Origin of the sequence: Chitinophaga sp. SYP-B3965, from assembly GCF_009647655.1 — a bacterium.
GTDB lineage: Bacteria > Bacteroidota > Bacteroidia > Chitinophagales > Chitinophagaceae > Chitinophaga.
The window spans coordinates 2,078,333-2,099,810 of sequence record NZ_WJFD01000001.1 but is presented as its reverse complement, the minus strand read 5'-3'; the positions used below and the strand labels follow the sequence as shown (position 1 = coordinate 2,099,810).

18 protein-coding genes are annotated in these 21,478 nt (G+C 43.4%); 7 read left to right on the top strand and 11 right to left on the bottom strand.

Annotated elements, in window-relative coordinates:
• Positions 1-98: 98 nt before the first annotated feature.
• Together GFS24_RS08130 and GFS24_RS08125 are read right to left on the bottom strand one after the other, a co-directional pair.
• The gene (locus tag GFS24_RS08130) at positions 99-1,037 is read right to left on the bottom strand and encodes a FecR family protein (protein WP_153659075.1); all 939 of its coding nucleotides are present in this window, start codon (positions 1,035-1,037) and stop codon (positions 99-101) included.
• A gap of 52 nt (positions 1,038-1,089) precedes the next feature.
• On the bottom strand, positions 1,090-1,701 hold the full coding sequence (locus GFS24_RS08125) for an RNA polymerase sigma factor (RefSeq protein WP_153659074.1): 612 nt from the start codon (positions 1,699-1,701) through the stop codon (positions 1,090-1,092).
• A gap of 104 nt (positions 1,702-1,805) precedes the next feature.
• Here GFS24_RS08125 and GFS24_RS08120 point away from each other — a divergent pair, with 104 nt between their 5' ends.
• Positions 1,806-2,183: an iron chaperone gene (locus tag GFS24_RS08120; protein ID WP_153659073.1), complete on the top strand. Its 378-nt coding sequence runs from the start codon at positions 1,806-1,808 to the stop codon at positions 2,181-2,183.
• 58 nt (positions 2,184-2,241) lie between these two features.
• Here the strand turns inward: GFS24_RS08120 and GFS24_RS08115 are convergent, their stop codons facing one another.
• The 4 genes from GFS24_RS08115 to GFS24_RS08100 all read right to left on the bottom strand — a co-directional run bounded on the left by GFS24_RS08115 (position 2,242) and on the right by GFS24_RS08100 (position 7,053).
• Positions 2,242-3,036 (bottom strand): AraC family transcriptional regulator, encoded by a 795-nt coding sequence (locus GFS24_RS08115; protein ID WP_153659072.1) that lies wholly within the window; start codon positions 3,034-3,036, stop codon positions 2,242-2,244.
• 8 nt (positions 3,037-3,044) lie between these two features.
• Positions 3,045-4,466, bottom strand: coding sequence for an aldehyde dehydrogenase family protein (locus tag GFS24_RS08110; RefSeq protein ID WP_153659071.1), 1,422 nt, complete (start codon positions 4,464-4,466; stop codon positions 3,045-3,047).
• Between the two features lie 90 nt (positions 4,467-4,556).
• The gene (locus GFS24_RS08105; protein ID WP_153659070.1) at positions 4,557-6,542 is read right to left on the bottom strand and encodes a beta-L-arabinofuranosidase domain-containing protein; all 1,986 of its coding nucleotides are present in this window, start codon (positions 6,540-6,542) and stop codon (positions 4,557-4,559) included.
• Positions 6,543-6,570: 28 nt separating this feature from the next.
• On the bottom strand, positions 6,571-7,053 hold the full coding sequence (locus tag GFS24_RS08100) for a hypothetical protein (protein WP_153659069.1): 483 nt from the start codon (positions 7,051-7,053) through the stop codon (positions 6,571-6,573).
• 267 nt (positions 7,054-7,320) lie between these two features.
• On the opposite strand from GFS24_RS08100, the gene GFS24_RS08095 reads away from it, so the two are divergent.
• From GFS24_RS08095 to GFS24_RS08080, 4 genes are all read left to right on the top strand, one after another.
• Positions 7,321-10,455, top strand: a complete 3,135-nt coding sequence (locus GFS24_RS08095; RefSeq protein WP_153659068.1) for a TonB-dependent receptor — start codon at positions 7,321-7,323, stop codon at positions 10,453-10,455.
• Positions 10,456-10,474: 19 nt separating this feature from the next.
• Positions 10,475-12,034 (top strand): RagB/SusD family nutrient uptake outer membrane protein, encoded by a 1,560-nt coding sequence (locus GFS24_RS08090; RefSeq protein WP_153659067.1) that lies wholly within the window; start codon positions 10,475-10,477, stop codon positions 12,032-12,034.
• 2 nt (positions 12,035-12,036) lie between these two features.
• Positions 12,037-13,053: a GntR family transcriptional regulator gene (locus GFS24_RS08085; RefSeq protein ID WP_153659066.1), complete on the top strand. Its 1,017-nt coding sequence runs from the start codon at positions 12,037-12,039 to the stop codon at positions 13,051-13,053.
• Positions 13,054-13,212: 159 nt separating this feature from the next.
• Positions 13,213-14,103 carry an OmpA family protein gene (locus tag GFS24_RS08080; protein ID WP_153659065.1) on the top strand — a complete coding sequence of 297 codons (891 nt, stop codon included), beginning with the start codon at positions 13,213-13,215 and terminating at the stop codon, positions 14,101-14,103.
• 178 nt (positions 14,104-14,281) lie between these two features.
• Here GFS24_RS08080 and GFS24_RS08075 read toward each other — a convergent pair whose 3' ends face one another.
• From GFS24_RS08075 to GFS24_RS08065, 3 genes are all read right to left on the bottom strand, one after another.
• Positions 14,282-15,250 carry a YjgN family protein gene (locus GFS24_RS08075; RefSeq protein ID WP_153659064.1) on the bottom strand — a complete coding sequence of 323 codons (969 nt, stop codon included), beginning with the start codon at positions 15,248-15,250 and terminating at the stop codon, positions 14,282-14,284.
• Positions 15,251-15,358: 108 nt separating this feature from the next.
• A complete protein-coding gene (locus GFS24_RS08070) occupies positions 15,359-16,891 on the bottom strand; it encodes a S41 family peptidase (RefSeq protein WP_153659063.1) in 1,533 nt (510 codons plus the stop codon).
• Between the two features lie 98 nt (positions 16,892-16,989).
• Positions 16,990-17,199, bottom strand: a complete 210-nt coding sequence (locus GFS24_RS08065; RefSeq protein WP_153659062.1) for a hypothetical protein — start codon at positions 17,197-17,199, stop codon at positions 16,990-16,992.
• Positions 17,200-17,429: 230 nt separating this feature from the next.
• On the opposite strand from GFS24_RS08065, the gene GFS24_RS08060 reads away from it, so the two are divergent.
• Positions 17,430-17,954 (top strand): YceI family protein, encoded by a 525-nt coding sequence (locus GFS24_RS08060; RefSeq protein ID WP_153659061.1) that lies wholly within the window; start codon positions 17,430-17,432, stop codon positions 17,952-17,954.
• A 7-nt stretch (positions 17,955-17,961) separates the two neighbouring features.
• The gene (locus GFS24_RS08055) at positions 17,962-18,984 is read left to right on the top strand and encodes an LLM class flavin-dependent oxidoreductase (protein WP_153659060.1); all 1,023 of its coding nucleotides are present in this window, start codon (positions 17,962-17,964) and stop codon (positions 18,982-18,984) included.
• 365 nt (positions 18,985-19,349) lie between these two features.
• Here the strand turns inward: GFS24_RS08055 and GFS24_RS08050 are convergent, their stop codons facing one another.
• Both GFS24_RS08050 and GFS24_RS08045 read right to left on the bottom strand, forming a co-directional pair.
• A complete protein-coding gene (locus GFS24_RS08050) occupies positions 19,350-20,537 on the bottom strand; it encodes a transglutaminase domain-containing protein (protein WP_153659059.1) in 1,188 nt (395 codons plus the stop codon).
• Positions 20,538-20,560: 23 nt separating this feature from the next.
• The gene (locus GFS24_RS08045) at positions 20,561-21,430 is read right to left on the bottom strand and encodes an AraC family transcriptional regulator (protein WP_153659058.1); all 870 of its coding nucleotides are present in this window, start codon (positions 21,428-21,430) and stop codon (positions 20,561-20,563) included.
• Between the last annotated feature and the right edge of the window lie 48 nt (positions 21,431-21,478).

Sequence of the window (21,478 nt, the reverse complement as noted above, 5' to 3'; positions counted from 1 at the left end):
TTTTGTTTTTTTTGAGTAAAATTGTGGATCATACGGAAGCTTGTGTTTTTTAATGCAAGTTTTAAACAAGGAGGTGTTCGTTGCACCTCTTTTGTTTTTTAATGAATGATGATAAGACTGTCTTTCATAGTATAGGTGAGGTCATGCGCAAAGAGGATGTTGGATAAAGCATTTTGCCAGCTTGTTTTGCTAAAGGAGGCAGTAACAGTTTTGCCTGCCAGTTGTTCCGGAGAATAGCGGAGTTGCAGTTGGAAATCTGCGCTTAACCTATCCAGGGCATCCTTAAGTGGAATACCATTAAAGGAAAGCCCGCCGCTTGTCCAGGCGGTTACATCTGTTGTAAAACTGGTGGTGGTGGATTGCTTTGTTAGTTTGTTATAGCGCAACAACTGGCCAGGATGAAGGATGTTTTTGGGGAACTGGCCATCTGCCAGCGTTACAGCCACTTTTCCTTCGGTAAGGGATATCTGTATCTGGTTTTCCTGTTTATGGGCTTCTATATTAAAGGCTGTTCCGAGTGCCTGGGTTTCCAGGCCTTCCGTAATTACGATAAAGGGGTGAAGGTTGTCCTTATGCACTTTAAAGTAACCTTCTCCTGTTAAGGTTACCCGCCTGTCTCTTTTGTTGTAAGCGGCGCTATATTGTATGGAGGAATTAGCATTAAGGACAACTTCCGTGCTGTCTGGCAAAAGAAGCCTGCGGATAGCATGTTCCTTACTTTTAAATACGGTATTGTTTTCAGATATGGGCTCCTTTATCAATAACCAACCGGCAACAGTAATACCCGTGATCACGGCTGCGGCAGCGATAACCTGTTTCCATCGATCAGGAGAATAGGCTGGCTGTGTTTCTAATAAGATATTACCCCATAACCTTTCCCGGACGAGGTCCTTTTCCTCTTTTGTCCGGTTCGTTACCTGTTTGCGGGCATCCAGCGGCCAGATCCACTGCCAGAAAATTGATTGTTCTTCCTTGTTCCCCTTTTGTTGTATGAAACGACTGAAAAGCCGGTCCAATAATTTCTTGTGTTGTGCCATACATATCGTAATTGCACAACCGGCTAAAATGGGGGAGTGGTTCTATGTTAACTTAATATGAACTCTCCATCATGGTTAAAAATGCAGGGAGTAGCAGTACGCCGGATGGATAATGTTCTCCTGCTTTGCGTAAGCGGCTCATGGCTGTTTTCAGGTGGGATTTTACGGTTTCTGTGGAAATATCCAGTTGTTCCGCAATACCGGCTACAGATTCCCCGTGATAGTGTTTAAGTGAAAACACGGTTTGCATTTGTACTGGCATCCGGGAAACAACCTGCTCAACAATTTCCTGTAGTTTGCCGTACTCCGTTTCAAATTCTATGGGGTCGGGTGCAGTGCTGGCCTGCTCCAAAAAATGGGCAAACGCTTCATAATGTTTTTCCCGAAAGCCCTTTTTTCGGAAATGTTGGAAGATCTTAAGATACATGCAGGATACCAGGTAGGTCTTAAGCGATGAGGTGAGTACAATGGGTGCTTTCTTGCGCCATAATTCAATAAATAACTCCTGCACCATATCCTCCGCATCACCATCGTCCCCGGTTTTTTGAGCTGCCAGGCGGTGCAAAAGTTCCCAGTATTGTTCAAACAATTGCCTGAATGCGCTGCTGTCACCCAACCGGATGTTTTCCAATAATTCAATATCCGTGAGCTGGGTAAGGGACATAAAGCGCGTATCAAAGTTTATGGCGTAAAGCTAATGTTTGAATGTTATGAAAACATTAAGGATTATTTTAGTTATTTTGGTATAGTCTTTTAAAATTTATCACTATGGCAAAGACCGATTTTAAAACAATAGATGAATATCATCATACTCATCCGGCAGAATTGCAGGAAAGGATGCAATCTATCCGGGACCTTATTCATAAAGAAGTACCCGGGGTAGAAGAAGTGATCAGCTACCAGATCCCCTGTTTTAAATACAAAGGGTATCTGATCTATTATTCTGCGTATGCCAAACATATTTCCCTCTCTTATCCATATAGTGAGGCATTGCTTAAAAAGTTTGATAAAGAATTGAAGAAATTGAAAGTGAGTAAATCTGCCATTCAGTTTCCTAATAGTGAACCGCTGCCGCTGGACCTTATAAAGGGAATTGTTGCATTCAGGAAGAAGGAAAATGAGGAGACCAGTAAGGCTAAAAAATAAAACTGACATAGTGTAAAAACAAAGGAGGGGTACTTCACATGGAGTATCCCTCCTTTGTTTACCGGGCCAGTGAGGGCGAAAAACCAAAGACCTTTTTGAAAGCAAAAGAGAAGTGGGAATAATCTTTAAATCCCACTTCTATATAAGCGTCATTGGGTCTTAATCCTCTTTCTTTGATAAGGTAATACGCATCATCCAGCCTTTTTTTCATCAGCCACTTGTTGGGCGTTGTTTTAAAGATCTCTTTAAAATCCCGCTTGAATGTGGAAAGGCTTCTGCCAGTTAAATAGGCAAACTGCTCCAGTTCGCCATTAAAAGAATAGTGCTCATTCATGTATGCTTCCAGATCGATCTTGCCTGGTTCGCTAAAATCAAACAGGACATCCTTTAGACCCGGGTTTGCTTCCAGGAAAATTAAAACCGCTTCTTTTATTTTCACCCTCAGTAATTGTTCACTGATCCCACCTCCGTTCTCTAAGTAAGGTATTAATGAATCGATATAATTATTGAATGCTTTATTAGGCTTCAGCAGAAATACGTTATCGAACTTTTTATTGGTAATGTTGCTGTCCTTTATTTCATGCAGGGTATCCTGATCTATGCAAATGGAAATAGACCGGTATTCCCCGCCAGCAGGAGGGATCTTAACGAATTTACTCAACCGGTTTCTTGCTGCAAACCGAAAATCTCCTGCTTTAAACGGATGCAATTTTCCATCAAAGAAAACATCGGAGGTACCGGATATGATATAATCAAAGACGTGCTGTTTGATGAATAGTTCACCCTCCATAGTCTTCTTTGAAGTGCGGGAATATACTATCTTAGGAATATTCGGATCTAATATCTGGGCCATATGCAAAGTTATATATCAAATACGGCTTTCGGCTCTAAAAATGCTTCTAAACCATATTTCCCAAACTCTCTTCCAATGCCGGATTGTTTAAAGCCACCAAATGGGGCTCTCGGTTCATCCACAAAACCATTGATGGCAATCCTGCCAGCTTGTAGCTGTTCCGCGATCTTTTTGGCTCTTGCGGTATCTGTGCCGGCAATGTAGGCATGCAGGCCATAGATGGAATCGTTGGCTATCCGGATGGCATCTGCATCGTCCTTATAAGTGATCACGGAGAGTACAGGCCCAAATATTTCTTCCTGTGCAATGGTCATGTGATTATCTACTTTAACAAAGACGGTGGGTTTAACAAAGTTACCTTTCTCCAAACCGTCAGGATGCCCTAAGCCGCCAGTCAGTAATACAGCGCCTTCTTCTATGCCCTTTTTAATGTAATCCTGTACACGTTCGTATTGCCTTTTTGAAACTAATGGTCCAATTGCTGATTCCTGGTTTGTAGCAGGCCCTACTTTCATGGCCTCAACACCTTTTTTCAAAGCAGCTGTTATTTCAGCTTCCCTGCTTTCCGGGATCAATATCCGGCTTCCTGCAATACAAGCCTGTCCGCTATTTTGGAGCCCTACCTGTAATACAAACGGAATAGCTTTTTCCAGATCGGCATCTTCTACAATGATGGAGGGTGATTTGCCACCTAACTCCAGTGTTACACGTTTCATCGTGTCCGCTGCGTTTTTGAGGAGTAATTTACCTACAGCTGTTGAACCGGTAAAAGAGATCTTATGGATACCAGGATTGCGGGTCAGTTCATTTCCTACTACTTCTCCATTTCCATTTAATACATTGATCAGGCCGGGAGGAAGGTTGGCTTCCTTAAATATCTCCGCCATCGCGTTATTCTGTTGTGCACTTAACTCACTTGGTTTCATTACTACGGTGCAGCCTGCGGCAATTGCGGTGGAAGCTTTTACACACATGAACCATAAGCTGATGTTCCATGGGCTGATTAAAGCAGCTACGCCAACAGGGTCTAAGATCACTTCTGCGCCTTCTTTTAAATGGTAGCGGAACGTTTCTGGTTTTAGCTGTTCTTTAGCCACCAACCAGGATCTTATGGCATCTTGCAAAGCAAATTTGGTGAACCATTGTGGTGCGCCATATTCGTTATTGATAATATCTACCAGTTGATCAAACTTTGCCACCATTACATCATGGATCCGTTGCAGGTATTCCTGCCGTGTTTGCAGGCTGGATTGGGAATAGGTTTTAAAAGCAGCATTCGCTGCAGCAATGGCATTTTTAGTATCTACTTCATCCGCCAGTGTTACCCTGGTAATGGTCTCGCCGGTGGCCGGATTTTCCAGTTCTAATTGTTGTGTGCCATGAGGGGTAACAAATACCCCGTTAATGAAAGCCTTATTTACTATTTGCATAAACCTGATTTTATTGTTTACACAAAGCTCGATCTAATGCTTTTTACAGGCATTGTTTTAAGGGTCAGTTTTCATTGTTAAAAAGGCCATTTATTTTCTGCCCACTACCGGAAACTGTGAAATATGCAATTTGGTACAGCCATAAGGGATCAGGGTGATCTCTTCCTCTTCCTTGCCCGGCGCCAGGTTGTTCATGAAAGCATAAGGCATAGGGCCTGTCATCTCATTATACAACTGCCATGAGGGAACCCGTTTGGCTTTTGTTTTGATCAGGATAGGTACATTGGCCTGCGTCCATGGGTAATCTGCTTTTTTACCGGTAGTTTCAACGGTGTAACGTTCCTGCATCTTATCATTCTTCATGTCAAATAAGCCGTAGTTCCAGGGCGTGGTGGGATGTACTTCATAATAGTGATCTCCATAAGTACGGGGATCTTTTTCATTGGTAATTTTTCTTACATCTTCTCCGATCTTTAAAGCATAGGTGATAGGGCCACGTTCAACGGATATAGAACTTTCATACCAGCTGTTTGAAAAGATGTGCATCGGTAATGTGAGTTCAACAATATCTCCTGAACGCCATTCCCGGCTGATCTTTACAATCTGGTTGCCGGTGGGTTCCTGTGTGGTTTTCCCATTTATCTTAATGATGGCCTTTTTGCACCAGGCAGGTATGCGGAGATGAAGCGGGAAGGAAACAGACGTGCCTTTCGTAGTATAAGTGAATTTGACAGTTTCTTCAAAAGGGTAATTGGTTTCTTCTTTAAAAGACCCTGTTTGAGTTTTTACTTCACAGGGAGAATATACCAATGCTGCCAGTCCATTGTCAGGTGTGGCATACCAGAGATTTTGTGCAAACTTAGGCCAGCCCTGGTGCATATTGGAGGTGCAGCATGGATAACCTGTAAGCAGGCCATAACAAACATCTGTTTCTGTATGGTTCTGATCAAAGTTGCGGATGTACCTGCTGATCATTACCTGGTTGGCCTGCTGGAAGTACTGGCGGGCCATGTAATCTTCTGTGGTTTGAGAGGGGAGGGCATTAAAGGCAATCTTCTCCAGGTGATCTGCATAACTCACATCGCCGGTGATCTCTATCGCATTCTCCAGCGAAAACATCATCTCTACTGCAGAGCATAGTTCAGAACCCTGTGTTGGATTATTGCCATGCAGGGCTTCATCTCCTCCAAATAATCCATGTGCCATACCATTGTATTTCCGCAGGTCTGCAAATCCTTTTTTAGTGGCTTGCAGATATTCCTCTTCAGGGTGATGCTGATAATAGATCAGGGGTGCTTTCATGCCCTGGGCCAGGTTTACGCAATGGATACTTCCTGGTGTTGAAAGCAGATTCGTATTTAAAAAGGCATTGGTATAATTAAATGTTTGTTTATGGATGAGATCGCCTAAATCAAGAAGAAATTTATCTCCGGTGATGTTATACAACCAATATACTACCATGAGATTATCGCCGCCGCGGTACTTGGCCCAGAATGTCCAGTGGTCCAGCGGTTTTTGGGGAAGTTCTTTCAGCTGGTATTTAAAATAGCTGGTCATTAAATGGATCACTCTTTTGTCGCCGGTAGCGGAATAATATTGCTGAAGGACTTTCAGCATTACCATTTTGGGCCACCAGTCCCGGCTGTTATCCCGTTGTATGCCTGGCTCGTGACCATAATCCTGAGAGGGGCCAAAGTAACCATCTGGTTGCTGACTTTTAATGGCCCATTCCACCCAGGGTTTTGTTTTGGCGATCAGTTCTTTATCATGCAAGAGATAAGCCAGCGGCAACAATCCGTCTATCCAATAGGGACCTCTTTCCCATTGGTCTCCGTCACCACCCAGCCAGCCGTTACGCTGGTTCATTACAATGGGATAGAGTTCATCCAGCTTGCCGGTGGCGCCATTTTTCTGGCGGATCAGCATTTCTTTTAGCCATCCCTGTGGCTGAATGGCACCTAAGGGTAATTGGATGTATGGATTTTGACGGAGCGGTGCTTTGCTCAACATATGATCCTGCCCGGTAGTGGGGAGGCTGAGCATCAGTAAAAGTAGGGCTGTCAGAGAATAACGCATACAACAATATCGGAAAAAATGCTGATTCCTAGAAATGAGGCAGCCTGAGTAACATTAAGCGAAAACCGATCATCTTCGCCTTTCGCCTTTCTATTACAAGAATGATATCATCTGTTTTATCCCTGTAGTAAAAATTATTCGATGAATTGTTTCCCACTTTATTGGTCTGTTCTCGTTCAAAATTAAAGCCCATTTGACGGATACTTTTCTTAAAGCCCTTATAATCCTCATAATCAGAGAAGTTATAATGCACTGAACCGGTCCCCTGATTTTTGGGATATCCTTTTAAAAAGCTAATCTTTTCATTTACCCGGAAGTTGTAAAAAACTACCCAAGCGTCTTCGGTTACTTCTATCAGTTCGAAATTTTTCTCAGCACAGTATTGTTTCAGGGAGAGGCTATCAGAAGTGTATATTTTAAATATATCCTCCAGGGGTAATTGCTGTCCAAATGAAAAGTGGGTGGTAAGGGCTAGCAGTATTGTAAATATTGCTCTTTTAACTAATTGCATGGTGTTGAATTCAGGTGCAAGATAATATAACCCCAAACTTTTCCTAAGAAAATTTGAAAAAGAAAGAAAAGAAGGTATATTTGTTAAGTAGAACAGAATAGAATAACACAGTAGACCACGGGTACATTAGTAATAATCAACCACGTATATATGTAAGATTACGACTTGAACGACTTATCCACCAATAGCACCACAAAGGAATAGCTCTTGGCTACGCCTGCTATTTGTCAAAAAACAACCTTTATTCACCACCTTATGAATTGCGTTATGACTGCAAAAAATGCTCCCATAATTCTACTATTGCTGCTATTGTGCAAAGCAATATTATTTTCTGCTACACCCGTTATGGCTCAGGGTGGCAGCAGGCTCTCCGGAAAAGTTACAGATACAAAAGGCGAACCGCTTCCAGGGGTATCTGTAAAATTATCAGGTACTAAAACAGGTACTGTTACTGATGTACAAGGTGCGTTCACGCTGAATGTTCCCGGCAACAATGGTACGCTTGAACTTAGTTACGTTGGTTTTGAAACCCAGTCTGTTCCTTTTAATGTACAAACACAGGCAACGCTTAACATTCAATTAAAACAAGCCTCTTCTGTAGTTGATGAGGTAGTAGTGGTAGGCGCACGGATGAGAAGAAGTGACCTCACCGGGGCTGTAGCCAATGTAGATTCCAAAACGTTGCTGGAACGCCCTGCAACCAATGTGAATCAGGCTTTGCAGGGCCGTGTGGCAGGGGTTTTTATCAGCAATGCCACCAAACCTGGTGACGATGCGCAGATCAAGATCCGTGGTATGAATACTATCAACGCAGGCTCTTCACCGATATATGTGGTGGATGGTTTGGTGATGGAAAATAACCAGGGTGGATTCAATTCCATTAACCTGAATGACGTGGCATCTGTTCAGGTGCTGAAAGATGCATCTGCTACTGCGCTCTATGGTTCCAGGGGAGCAAATGGGGTAGTGGTGATCACTACAAAAAAAGGTGCAAGAAGAGGAGGAGATGGTGTTGTTACCTATGATGGCTGGGTAGGTTTTAACCAGTTTTCGCAAATGCCTCCTACGATGAATGCCTCGCAACTCTTTCAGCTGCGCACGGATGCTTACGCCAACGGTTATATGAAAGATAACCCCACGGCTAACCGCCAGGACTATATTGATAATACCCTGATGAAAACGAATATTGCTTTTTCCGCACAGGAGTTTGCTACCTACAATAGCGGGCAAAGCTATAACTGGCTGGATCAGGCAACCCGTACGGGCTTTCAGCAAAACCATTCTTTAGGTTTTTCCGGCGGTTCAGACCGTGGTGTGTTTTACATCAGTTTTGGTTATGCAGGAACGAAAGGGCTGATCGAGAAAACAACGCAGGATAAATATACCGGTCGTTTTAATGCGGAATATGATGTGAAGAAATGGCTGAAAGTAGGAACGAATACAGGTTTTACCCGTACCAATGATGGTTTTCCTTCTGATGATGTATATAATAAATCACTGGGCGCCAATCCGCTGCTTAATTATGATCCATACAGGGATCCGGCTACAAGGTATACTTATGATTACCTCACTTTGTATTACCGCTCACATGGTGATCAGAATAATAACGACTTCAATCCATTTAACTCCCTGAACATTGACCGTAAGCGGAGCCGCAACCGTATTGCATCTACCAACTACATCAATATCAATCCTGTGAAAGGGCTGGACATCCGTTCTACCTATTCACTTGATTATGCAGAACAAAGCTGGTTTGAATTCACACCTAAAAATATCCAGGAAGCCATCCGTCACTATAATGGTGATGCACGTGCGAAACATGAAAGATGGAATGATACTTACTGGCAATGGGATAACACCATTACCTATAACACTACTGTCGCAGATGATCACAGGATAACAGCCCTTGTGGGAACCAGTTCCAGCAAGCGGAGTTCTGATTATACGAAAGCGCAGGGAGACCGGTTTGCCAGTGATGACTTATCCTACTATGACCTGGGAGGTGCGGCAGCAGTAGAAAAGGCGGTACTCGGTTCTGATTTCTATAACTATTCCCTGCTGTCATTTTTTGCCCGTGTTAACTATAGTTTTAAAGACAAGTATTTCTTTACGGCTACCACCCGTTATGATGGTTCCTCCCGGTTTGCTTCAGGGAATCGCTGGGGTGTATTTCCCTCTCTGTCTGCCGGCTGGAGTATTACCAATGAAGATTTCATGAAAGACAACGGCATCTTCAGCCTGTTGAAACTTCGTGCAGGATATGGTGTGGTAGGTAACCAGGATATTGGCAATTATTCTTTCCAAACGCTGTATGGCTCCAGGATAGACAATGGGAATGCGCTGATCTTAAACGATGGCAGGAGAGGTAATCCGGCTATCTCCTGGGAAAAACAAAAGCAAAGCAATGTAGGTATTGACATGGGCTTTTTGGATTCCAGGCTGACGGTAACAGCAGATGCATTCTATATCAATAACGATAATCTGCTGGTGAACAGAACGCTGGCGGGCACTACCGGTTATAATGCAGAATGGCAGAATATAGGCCGTTTGAATAACCAGGGTATTGAGATCTCTGTGAATGCAGATATCATCAGGAAAAACGATTTCAACTGGTCTGTTGCCGGTAACATTTCATTCGACAAGAACATAGTTAAAAAGCTCTATGGTACTGCCGATGCGATCTACAATCTGAGTGAAAATGTGATCCAGCGGGAAGGCAATATTTTCCTCGGTAAATCCCTGAATACAATCTATACTTACCGCACCGGCGGAATAGCACAGGAATGGAACCGTTCTGAGTGGGAAGGTGTTAACTACAATGGTAAAACTGTTTCCCTGGGTGATCTGTTTGCAAAGGATATCTCTGGTCCTAAAGGTGTACCGGATGGTTTGGTGAATCAACTGGATATGGATGTAGTGGCTAAAAAAGATCCTAAATTTTATGGTGGTTTTGCTACCGATCTGTCTTATAAAGGTTTCGCTTTAAATACGGTGTTTACCTATTCATATGGTGCTAAGAAGATCAGCGGATATTATGAAGGATTGATCAACAGCATCGGTGAAAGCATGGCTTCTGCAGATCTGCTGAACAGATGGACACCTCAAAACACGAATACGAACATACCACGTGTGATTGCCAATACCAGCTATAACAGGTATAACCCTTCAGATATGGATTATACTATCCAGGATGCTTCTTACCTCCGGTTATCTGCTTTAACATTGTCTTACACCCTCCCGGAAAAACTACTGAGCAACTGGCATATGGATAAACTGCGCTTTTACTTCACGGGTTCCAACCTCTTCTGTATCACCAAATACAAAGGGTTTGATCCTGAAACGGGCGACTTTGGATATCCGCCTTCCAAAATGTTTGTATTTGGATTGAATCTCGGTTTTTAAACTTTTCAAGGGTAAAATTATGAAACGCTATATAAATTGGACTTTAGTAATAGCAGCGGTTGTGCTGCTGGCTTCCTGTAAAAAGTTCCTCGATGAAAAAAGCCTCACTAAACTGGATGAGGGTAAAGTATATTCAGACCTTGAACTGGTAGAAACAAGCCTCAAGGGCGTTTATGCCAACTGGAAGAACATCAGGACAGATGAGCAGGGATTGGTACCGATGATGGGAACTGACGAAACACAACAGGGTGCTTTTCAAATGAAGAGCGATGCCCTGAAAGGAGGATTGGATCGCTATGACGCTAATCTGAATGCTAACCTGAACTATATTGCTAACCAATGGAACATCCGCTGGCCGCTGGTCACTGAATCTGCCAAGATCGTCAGGGGCCTGGAAGAAGGTGTTTCGATTGGAACCAAACAAGGTTCATTATATGGTGAAGCCTGTTTTGTACGTGGTTTTATTGATTTTCAGCTGGCCATGTACTGGGGCGAAATACCTATCGTGGATATGAAACGGCAGGAAGAACTGGGAGGCCGTCGCCAACCACTGAAAGATGTGTGGGCATTCATTATTGATGATCTTACCAAAGCAGCTACCTATTCCCCTAAAACAAATCAACCGGGACGCGCTACTTCCGGTGCAGGATGGGCTATGCTGGGCAAAGCTTATATGTCCGCACCTGAATCTACAGGGTTTCGTGATTTTGCTAAAGCTGCAGAATGCTTTCAGAAAATGATGGGAGACTATTCCCTGGTGCCTTACAAGGATATCTGGGATTTTAATAAAGCCAATACAGCGGAATCAATTTTAGAATTCCAGTTTGGCCCTGTATATCCTAATAATAACAAGATACAATTCCAGATAGGTTCCAGGGCTGTACAGTCCTTTTTTGGGGATGGATGTTATTACTCAGGATATGATAAACTGGTGCCTACGTTATATGCTTATGAAACAGTAGCTAATGGCGGCGTTTGGGAAGATGGCGACCTGAGAAGGGAAGAAAGTATCCGGTACGACTTTACCTATTACGGAGAAACACCTACATTAGAGCGGATCTCCTGGGAAGACCTGGGCCCCAATCATGATGAGCTGAAACCGCATATCAAAAAGTATGAAGACTTCCGCGTAGATAAACATCACGAAATGAGGATCAGTAATATGTGGAACTCCGGAAAGAACATCCCCATACTCCGGCTGGCGGACATCAAGCTCTGTTATGCTGAATGCCTGAATGAAGCAGGAAAAACCGGCGATGCGATAGTGGTGGTGAATGAAGTAAGGGCACGTGCCTGGGGAGGTACCTTACCGGATGATAAAAGCTGGAAGGCCATGTCCAAAGAAGAATTCAGGGTAAAGATCATGGACGAGCGCATCAGGGAGCTTTTTGCGGAAGACTGGCGGCGTATAGACCTGATCAGAACGGGGAAATTCATTGAATTGGTGACAGCCCGTAATAAATGGACAAAGGAATCTGCGAAAATTCAGCCTTTCAATATTATCTTTCCGATCCCGGATGTAGAAATGAAGTTGAATGAAGACATTGGACCGGAAGATCAGAACCCGGGTTATAACTAGGAATGAAGAACGTTTTTGACAAAATACAGGCACTGGATGAAGTACCATCCTATTCCAAACACGAACGGTTCGTGGAAGGGATCATCAATGCCATTGATGCTAAAGTAATAGTGATAGGTGATCCGCTGCCTTCTGTGAATGCCATGATCTCTGGTTTGGGATATGCGCGGGAAACTGTAATGAAAGGTTACAGGGAGTTGCAGCGCAGGGGGATCATTGAATCCAAGAACCGGTTAGGTTACTTTGTATCCAATGATAATACCCGGCATGCGCTAAAGGTAGCAGTGCTGATGTATACGATAGATACTTTCCAGGACCAGTTTTACCGCAGTTTCAGGAATGGATTGGATGAAAATGTGCATGCGGATGTATTTTTTCATCACGGCAATATTGAGGTGTTTGAAGCCATCTTTTCCATGGTAAAAGCAAAGTATGGCATGTATGTGATATCACCCATCCATCATCCGCGTACAAAGGAATTGCTGAATGGCATTCCCCGCAACAAGCTGGTGATGTTTGACCGGTATGAGCCACTGGACGGAAAGTTCAATTATGTGGTGCAGGAATTTGAAAAGTCCTCATATGCCATATTTGAGCAGGTGGCGGATGTGATCAAGAAATATGATGAGATGATCTTCTTTCACAATCCAGATTCCCTGTTCCCGCCTGAGATCGTACGTTCCTTTAAGAAGTTCATCAAGAACTATGGCATCAAAGGGAAAGTGCTCAGAGAGTATATACCAGGTTCAGTAGAAAAGGGTGTTGTGTATTATGTGAATGAGAATGCTGAGTTGTGGAACCTGTTAAAGGATTGTGATACTAAAAAGATAAAACCGGGGAAAGATATCGGCATCCTTTCCCATAACGATGAACCGGTAAAGGAAATAGTGGGGAATGGGATCACTACTTACTCCGTGAGTTTTGCAGAGATGGGGAAACGGGTGGCCAGGGCAGTGATGAAACATGAACAGGTGAGTGAAGTGATTCCTACAGAACTGATCAGAAGGAATTCTCTTTAATAGTGGAAATGGGGGCTTGATGGCCCCCATTTTTTATTTATATGTAATGCTCATAGTAGCCGATGACTTAATACCGTTGTTCTTTGATGGCACAACCTTTGCTTCTGGTGGTTGTTATCGTATGGATATGATGATTTGATTATCTAAAACAATTGGTATATGAGTATACGTCTTGTATCATCAGCATTGCTGGTGGTGAGCATATTAGGAACGGGCTGTGTGAGCAATAAGAAATTCGCTCAGTTACAGTCCAGCTATAATGATCTGCAGAACCAGAACAAGGAACTGGATGGCAGATATCAAACCGCCCAGCGGGACCTTACAGGCGCCAACACAAGGGTTAAAAGCCTGGAGGAGCAAATTGCTTCTCAGCGTACAGGGCTTGCTGCTTTACAGGCAGCATTGGATAAATGTCTTAATTCCACCAGCCAGGGTAATGTGAACATCTCTAAATTGGTGGATGAGATCAATGCTTCCAACAAATACATACAGCACCTGGTGAACACCAAGAACAAAAGCGATTCGCTTAATCTTGTGCTGACTAATAACCTGACCCGTTCTTTGAGCAGGCAAGAGTTAAGTGATGTTGATGTGCAGGTGTTAAAAGGTGTTGTTTACATCTCGCTTTCTGATAAGATGCTTTATAAATCAGGTAGCTATGAGATCTCACCTGCGGCTGGAGAAACACTCAGTAAAATTGCAAAGATCATTACAGACTACAAAGATTATGATGTGCTGATTGAAGGTAATACGGATAATGTGCCTATTTCGCAGACAAACATCCGGAACAACTGGGATTTGAGTGCATTGAGGGCATCGTCTGTGGTTCAATCTTTACAGAACAATTACAGTGTAGATCCTAAAAGGCTAACGGCGGGTGGCAGAGGGGAATACAACCCGGTTGCTTCCAACGATACTCCTGATGGAAAGAACAAGAACAGACGGACCCAGATCATTATCACACCGAAGCTGGATCAGTTTATGGAGTTGATAGAAAAGGCGCCGGAAGGTGGTGATGCAAAGGCACCAGCACCAGCAGGTACTAATTAGGCTTGCCGGGTGAATAAGAATTCAAATAAAAAATAAAACAAAAATCCGCCCTTTGCTGCGCGGCAGAGGCGATTGGATGATTCTTTAGCCGCATGGACCGTAAGGTTTATGCGGCTTTTTTGTATAAAAAATGACCGGCCAGTAAGAGGCCGGTCATTTTTATGAAAAACATATTTATTTAGATAACACTCAGGTCCATCATGTCTGCGAGGTCTTCGCCGAGTGCGTTCCTGTATTCTTCTTCTGTTTGCTGAAGATCAACCAGTGCGATATCTCCATCGATCTCTACATTGGCAAATATGAATTTAATAGTACGTACCTGTACCCATGCATAACCAAAACCCAGCGTGAAAATAAAGATCAGCATATTGACGATCAGCAAACCTGCAAATGCGCCGCCGGTAGCTTTAGACTGAAAGTTATAAGACTTGTTGCCATGCAGCAGACGGAGTTTGTCAATGCTGTAACGGAAAGCATCAGCCTGCCACCAGAAAAAATAGATACCCAGGGTGAAAAGAGTAAGGAAATATCCTTTGATGTTCATTTTGAAGAATTCCCAGCCATCTCCTTCATAAGTGAATTCCCCACTTCCAAAGCGAAGGTTGCCCAGGATATAATTGCGGATGTTCATGGCTGCCCATGAACCATAAATGCCTATTGTAACGATGGTGAGCAGTATTTCTTTGATGAACAGTTTCACAAATTCATTCCTGTCTCCCCGATAACCAAAGCGGATACTTCTCCAGGAAGTCCTTGACCAATGGTAACGGTTCGCACCATGAATAGCGATAGGGATGAGGAGGATCAGGGATAGGATATAGAATACCATACCCACGACCGGTATCTTTAAGTATCTGAAGATAACGTTCACCGCAATGAGTGCAAGGAAGATGCCCACTGCTTTGATAAATCCTTTGAAGATCTCAGCGCCGGTTCCATTCCAGGAAAAAGGGGAGCCTTCCATTTCAGTGTTTGAGTAAAAGAATTGCAGCTCCTTTGCTCTGGCCCAGGGATAATAAAACCCAAGGGTAACGATCGTGAGCAGCATATTAACGATGAGAATTCCAAAGTAGGTTTCTCCGCTGCCATGAAAGGTGAGTGAAGGGGTGTTCAGCGAATCCGCCGGACGATTGTTCGGTTGTTGCATAGGTGTAGGTTTTACAGGATAATGGTTTATTAAATAAGATCAAATATATTACATATTTTAATTTCTATGAAATTTCATCATATGATTGATTTTGTAAGTGGTTGATTATTAATGACCAATTATTTTAAGGGTGAAGGCTAATTGGGTGTCTGTCCTATTGGTTATGTCTGTGGAGGTTGGTATAACTGTATGATCTGGAATGATCCCCCGGCCTTTTTGATAGGGGAAATTATTTAAATTGACTACCCGTTTTATAAAGGGGATGTCTGCTCTGATCTTTGTATTGGGCAATATGAGATCCATACCTGCGCCTGAAATAGGGCCTTCCATATCTCCGCCGCTTTCTTCGCCGATAAAGATGGCATCCTTTCGGTTTACCCTGATCAGGGTGGCCAATATGGATGCTGCCGATCCGGTGGCGCCATTGATCAACACATAAAGCTTATTACGATAAGGTACGGAAACGGGTTGCATGGGGCGTGACCAAACCTCAGTAGCAACCATGGGGTTGCTGCGGTAAGTATTAGCAACTGTTTTAATGAACACAGAATCCGGCAGCCTGTTTAGCTGGGTGGAATCCCTCATGTATTTTGTAAAGGCCGGGAAACGGTAGTTGTTACATTCGTGATAATGATATGGCTGGTAGGGGGAAGTGCATATATACTTCAATATGTCGATTCCAATACCAAGGTTGCCGCCTTCGTTTCCCCGTAGATCAATGATCAGGTTTTGAATATTGTTGTCCAGGATGTATTTGAAATCGTTCCTGTATTCTGTGGAATAGCTCAGGTTGTATCTTCGCCAGGGATCATCATGAAAATCTGATAACCTTAGGTACGCAGTTTTAGTATTGATCGCTTTGAATTCAACGGGTATCTCATGCCGCTTCTTTTCGTCATTGATAGCTGAATATCTCCGCCAGTAGTGATTGTAGATCTCCTTACTGGTTAGTGCGGGTGTACTTACCTGTTGTGTTCCTGTACTTCCCGGTTTCCGGATGGTAAGGTTGAAAGTATCTGGTCTTCCTATAAATATAGCATAGTGTACCATGAAGCGATTATAGGTTTGCTGTAAAGAAAACTGTTCGAGGTTCCTGTATCTGAAAGTTTCTACAAAGCCATTGGTATGTATGGTGGGTAAGAGAGCATCCAGCAGTTGCCTGCTGCTTTTGCCGTTAAGCATAAGGATCTCCGTACCGTGTGGAATCTCGGCTTCCGCACTCAGGTTGTTATCAATGAATAGCCGGTCATTGATGATACTGATGAAAAAGGGAAAGAGTTTGGCTTTTGAAGCAGACGCAGTAGCGGTGTATATTGTCTGGCCTATTTCATTCTTCCAGTAATCTGAAGAAGGTAACAGGAAGGTATGTTCATCCCGGATGCTGCACATGATGGGGCTGAGGAGCTTGAAAAAATCTATCTCTCGCATGGGATGATCTATTTTTTCATACTGTGCCTCCATGAGGCTGTCCATCTCCGGTTTGCTGGTATACCTGTAAAGGCCTATATGTGCGGTTTCCAAAGCGCTTCTTAGTATCCTGAAATCTTCCTGTAAAGTGGCCTGGGGGAATAGCTTCTCCTGGGCTTTTACCATGTTGAGGCTTAGAAAAAGGGCAATAAAAGTCAGGGAGTTATATTTCATGGTAGAATTGTTTTGCTCAAAGCCTGCATTGAGCAAAACAAATATAACTTCCCGGGTTAACTAATCCAATATCCATCTGCGGGCTTTTTATCAAGCTATCAGCGCTTTTTGTTGGTTACCAGCAATACCACACCTACTAATGCTACTATGCCACCAGCATAGGTAGGCCAGCCTATCCATTTGTTCTCTGTTTTATTTACTTCTAAGGGACCTACGTCCAGCACTTTCTTTTCTGTTTGAACAAAAAAGCCGCGGACAATGACCATGGCAATACCAACAACGATTAGGATGATAGCTAATGTTTTCATATCAGTTTAGTTTGATGAACAATAGCAAGAGATGTGCCATGCGGTTTTGCGGCTGCCAGCGGTAGTGTTAAGGGCCAAATAACAACAGTTTGGGGAAAAAGGGATGGTAACTGTAGAAAGGCTTTAACATTTCTTTACACCTAAACGAAAAATCGTCCATCATTTCCAGCTTTCTATCCAACTACTGTAAGAACTTTGTAGCTTACTTTTATGTCATAAAAAAACAAGCTATGACACACTGGAAGATCGATGAATCACACAGCGAAATAGGATTCAAAGTAAAACACCTGATGATCACTAACGTTAGCGGCTACTTTACCCAGTTTTCCGGGAGCATTCAAACAGCCAGCGAGGATTTTCATGATGCAACTATTACCTTTGAAGCCGCAACGGACAGTATTAATACACAGAACAAACAAAGGGACGAACACCTCAGGAATGGCGACTTTTTTGATGCAGACAACTTCCCTAAGATCAACTTTGTATCGAAGAAGGTAAAGAAGATAACAGACGAACATTATAAACTATTGGGGGACCTCACTATTAAAGGCCATACACATCCCATTGAACTGGAAGTAACGCGTAATGGTAATACGGTTGATCCTTATGGCCAGGAGAAAGCAGGTTTTGCTTTGAAGGGAAGGCTGCACCGTACAGATTACGGTTTACGCTGGAATGCTTCTACAGAGGCGGGTGGTATTGTGTTAAGTGATGAAGTGAAACTGAATATGGAAATACAGTTAGTGAAGTCATAACATTATTATGGAAATAGGAATAGATAGTTTCGCCGCAAGGTTCAGTGAGAAAGCTGGCAATGCCCTTAATGACCAGGATGCCATGAATCAATTGCTGGAAAGGATTGAACATGCAGACCGTTCCAACCTTGATATCTTCGGGATCGGAGAGCACCACAGGAAAGGGTTTCTGGATTCGGCTCCTTCGATGATCCTTGCAGCTGCGGCATCCCGCACAGAACGCATCAGGCTGACGAGTGCAGTTACTGTACTCAGTGCCATTGATCCGGTGAGGGCGTTTCAAAACTTTGCCACTTTGGACCTGATCTCCAATGGCCGGGCTGAAATGGTAGTGGGAAGAGGGTCTTTTACAGATGCCTTCCCGTTATTCGGTTTAAGCTTGCAGGATTATGATGCGCTTTTTACGGAGAAGCTGGATCTTTTACTGAAGATCAGGGATAGCGAGTTCGTTACCTGGTCTGGTAAATTCAGGCCCGCGCTGCGCAACCAGCCGGTTTATCCAAGGCCTGCGCAGGAAAAGTTGCCTATCTGGTTGGGTGTGGGTGGTACGCCACAATCGTTTGTGCGTGCAGGTACGTTGGGATTGCCTTTGATGGTAGCCATCATTGGTGGGGAAACGCATCGTTTCCGTCCGTTGATAGATCTTTATAGAGAGGCAGGGAAAAAGGCGGGGTTTGCGCCTGAGGAGTTGAAGGTGGGTTTGCATTCTTTAGGTTATGTAGCCAATACTTCAGAAGAGGCGATGGAAGATTTTTATCCGGGTTATGCAGCCAGTATGACGGAAGTTGGAAAGGAGAGAGGATGGCCACCGATGACGAAAGAGCGGTTTTATAGCCAGATGGGGCCGACGGGGGCTCTGCTTGTTGGGAGTGTGGAGGAAGTGGCGGAGAAGGTGTTAAGGCATGCTGAGTCTTTGGGTGGGATTTCGAGGCTTACTTTTCAGATGGATAGTGCGGAGTTGTCTCATGAGAAATTGATGGAGTCTATTGGGTTGATTGGTTCGCGGTTGAAACCTTTGGTGAATAAGTAAGGGTGCTAAATATATTATGGCCGGAGCCACTCCCACGGGAGTGGCTTTTGTTTTTTTATTTTGTTTGAGGGGTGTTTTTTTATTTAGGAGCATTGGTTTATTCGGGGAGGGGTGTTTTTTTTATTTAAGTCATTGGGTTATTCGGGGAGTGGTGCTTTTTTATTTTGTTTAGGGGTATGTTTTTTATTTGAGATCATTGGTTTATTCAAGGAATGGTGTTTTATTTAAGTTCATTAGTTTACTCAAACGGTGTAGTTGAATAAGTAAAGTATTTATGAAACCTACAAATATAACAACTAGAAAGCCACTCCCGTGGGAGTGGCTTTAGCCATTAAGTTATTTAGGCCGTTTTTTATTTAAGATCATTAATTCAACGGAACTCCAAACCACGTCACCTTCGTGAACATAGACCTTCTGCCGGCTTTTCCTTTCGAGAAATATTTCTTTAGCCATTCCTGTTGTTCATCTATACGGGCAGTGAGATCTGTTATTTGTTTGCGGTAGGAAGTGATGAGCGCGGCTGTGTTGGGATCGGGGTTTTGGATCTGATCCAGTTTGCCGGTGGCTGTTTTTAATTGTTTGACAGATTCATCCAGCATGGTTTGGATCTCGGGATCTGTTTTCTCTGGTTTGAATTGTTTGTTGCGGAAATTGATAAATGTATTAAAGGCCTCGATGCTATTGTTATAATTGATCAGGGAGGAATTATAGAGATGCACTTTGTTGTTTTGCGTTTCTATTTCTACCTCCCTGCGCATGTTCTGCAACCTGTCAATGATCATGGAATTCCTTACGCCGTTCTTTTCCAGTCTGATGGAAGCAGCAGCATAGTATTCTATTTTATTGAGCTTTTCGAAGGCTGCAATGGAGTCTTTGTAGGAAAAGAATGGTTTGGTGGTGTTTTGCTGCACTTTTCCTTCATAGAACTCCTGGTTGGTAATGGGGTAATGCAGGAATTGCCAGAGGTAGTCGAAGGGCATGTGGGATTTGATCAGTTCTGCTGGTGCTACCTGGAAATAGTTGTTGTTGATCTTTTTGACGAATTTACCGTTGGTTACATAACCTGAACCCCAGGTAGGATCGAAAAGGAACCAGGTGGTATCTATGAGGGCGGCACACCAGGCGTGGGGGATGTAATCCGTGAAGCCATTCTGTTTGGTGTAGCCTTCTACCACAAATGATTTGATGCCGGTTTTGGCGCAGATATCGTTAAAAAGGGCTGCATAGTTTTCGCAGATGCCCTTCCTTGTTTTCAGGGGTTTGGTGATCTTATCTTCCTTTTTCTCATGGAAGTTTAAGGCGTACATGTTCTCTATATCATACTGGATATTGCTGGCTACCCAGATATAAGCGGCACGGACCTTTTCGTTGTTCTTACTGAAATTGCTGTTGATATATGTGGCGATGCCTTCTGTTGTAGTGGTGGAAGCCTGTGGCATTTCTAATGCCTTTTTATCGATCCCTGCGTATGGGTTGGTAACTGTTTTTTTGGCCTGGGCCATAGATGAAAGGGCCAGGCTTGTAAAGATGACGAAAAGGTATAGTGCGCGCATGGTATGCAATTTACAGATTTTCCTTAAATACTTAAGAAGGCCTTCTTATACTCCGCGGGCTTCTTGAGCATGAACTCTTTAAACTGTTTATTGAAATTGGAGAGGGTATTAAAACCACATTCATAGCAAATATGAGCAATGGGGTCATCTGTTTCGGTGAGTAGTTTGCAGGCATGTTTGATGCGTATTTCTGAAACGAATTTAGAGAAGGGCTTGTTATTCTTGGTGGTGAAGTACCTGGAAAAGGAAGTGGGCGTCATGAAAAGTAATTCAGACAGTTCTTCCAGTAATATTTTACGGCGGAAATTCTTTAATACATAATCATATACGATGTTCATCCGGTCTGTTTCTCCGGGTGTGTTTTCCGGGGTATAAGCTTTGGATGAGATGTAGTCGTATTCTTTGGTGCCGGCCATTGTGGCCAGGATGCTGAGGAGTTGTATTACACTTTGGAGACCCTGTTGAGTGGTTAGTTCCTTCATCATGGAAATGATCTGTTCCCTTGTGCGGCCAGAGAATTCGATGCCTCTTGCGGCGCGGTCAAATAATTTTTTGAGCAGCATCATTTCTTCTTTGTCCATCATATGGTCTCCCAGGAAATGTTCGGAAAAGTAGATCACAATGCCGGCTGTTTTTAAGGTGGTCTTTTTGCCGAAATAAGCTTCATCACTGCGCCATAAATGAGGAAGGTGAGGACCTGTGAAAACCAGTTCACCGGGTTTAAATGCTTTAATACTATCCCCGATGAAACGGGTGCCGGTGCCTTCGAGTACCACAAAAAGCTGGTATTCAGAATGTGCGTGCCAGATAGGATCAAAGTGTTTTTCCTGCAGGTGGCGGATCACAAATATCTGTGATAGTGGTATTTCTGATTTATGGAAAATGGACTTCAAAATAGTGTGGATTGTCTGCTTTAGATGTAAAATAGGTAAATACTGTGA

Coding starts and splice junctions, on each gene's coding strand:
- GFS24_RS08070 (WP_153659063.1), bottom strand. CDS start 16,891: ATGAAATATAACTCCCTGACTTTTATTGCCCTTTTTCTAAGCCTCAAC.
- GFS24_RS08055 (WP_153659060.1), top strand. CDS start 17,962: ATGGAAATAGGAATAGATAGTTTCGCCGCAAGGTTCAGTGAGAAAGCT.
- GFS24_RS08080 (WP_153659065.1), top strand. CDS start 13,213: ATGAGTATACGTCTTGTATCATCAGCATTGCTGGTGGTGAGCATATTA.
- GFS24_RS08060 (WP_153659061.1), top strand. CDS start 17,430: ATGACACACTGGAAGATCGATGAATCACACAGCGAAATAGGATTCAAA.
- GFS24_RS08100 (WP_153659069.1), bottom strand. CDS start 7,053: ATGCAATTAGTTAAAAGAGCAATATTTACAATACTGCTAGCCCTTACC.
- GFS24_RS08125 (WP_153659074.1), bottom strand. CDS start 1,701: ATGTCCCTTACCCAGCTCACGGATATTGAATTATTGGAAAACATCCGG.
- GFS24_RS08075 (WP_153659064.1), bottom strand. CDS start 15,250: ATGCAACAACCGAACAATCGTCCGGCGGATTCGCTGAACACCCCTTCA.
- GFS24_RS08120 (WP_153659073.1), top strand. CDS start 1,806: ATGGCAAAGACCGATTTTAAAACAATAGATGAATATCATCATACTCAT.
- GFS24_RS08095 (WP_153659068.1), top strand. CDS start 7,321: ATGACTGCAAAAAATGCTCCCATAATTCTACTATTGCTGCTATTGTGC.
- GFS24_RS08090 (WP_153659067.1), top strand. CDS start 10,475: ATGAAACGCTATATAAATTGGACTTTAGTAATAGCAGCGGTTGTGCTG.
- GFS24_RS08105 (WP_153659070.1), bottom strand. CDS start 6,542: ATGCGTTATTCTCTGACAGCCCTACTTTTACTGATGCTCAGCCTCCCC.
- GFS24_RS08085 (WP_153659066.1), top strand. CDS start 12,037: ATGAAGAACGTTTTTGACAAAATACAGGCACTGGATGAAGTACCATCC.
- GFS24_RS08065 (WP_153659062.1), bottom strand. CDS start 17,199: ATGAAAACATTAGCTATCATCCTAATCGTTGTTGGTATTGCCATGGTC.
- GFS24_RS08115 (WP_153659072.1), bottom strand. CDS start 3,036: ATGGCCCAGATATTAGATCCGAATATTCCTAAGATAGTATATTCCCGC.
- GFS24_RS08130 (WP_153659075.1), bottom strand. CDS start 1,037: ATGGCACAACACAAGAAATTATTGGACCGGCTTTTCAGTCGTTTCATA.
- GFS24_RS08050 (WP_153659059.1), bottom strand. CDS start 20,537: ATGCGCGCACTATACCTTTTCGTCATCTTTACAAGCCTGGCCCTTTCA.
- GFS24_RS08110 (WP_153659071.1), bottom strand. CDS start 4,466: ATGCAAATAGTAAATAAGGCTTTCATTAACGGGGTATTTGTTACCCCT.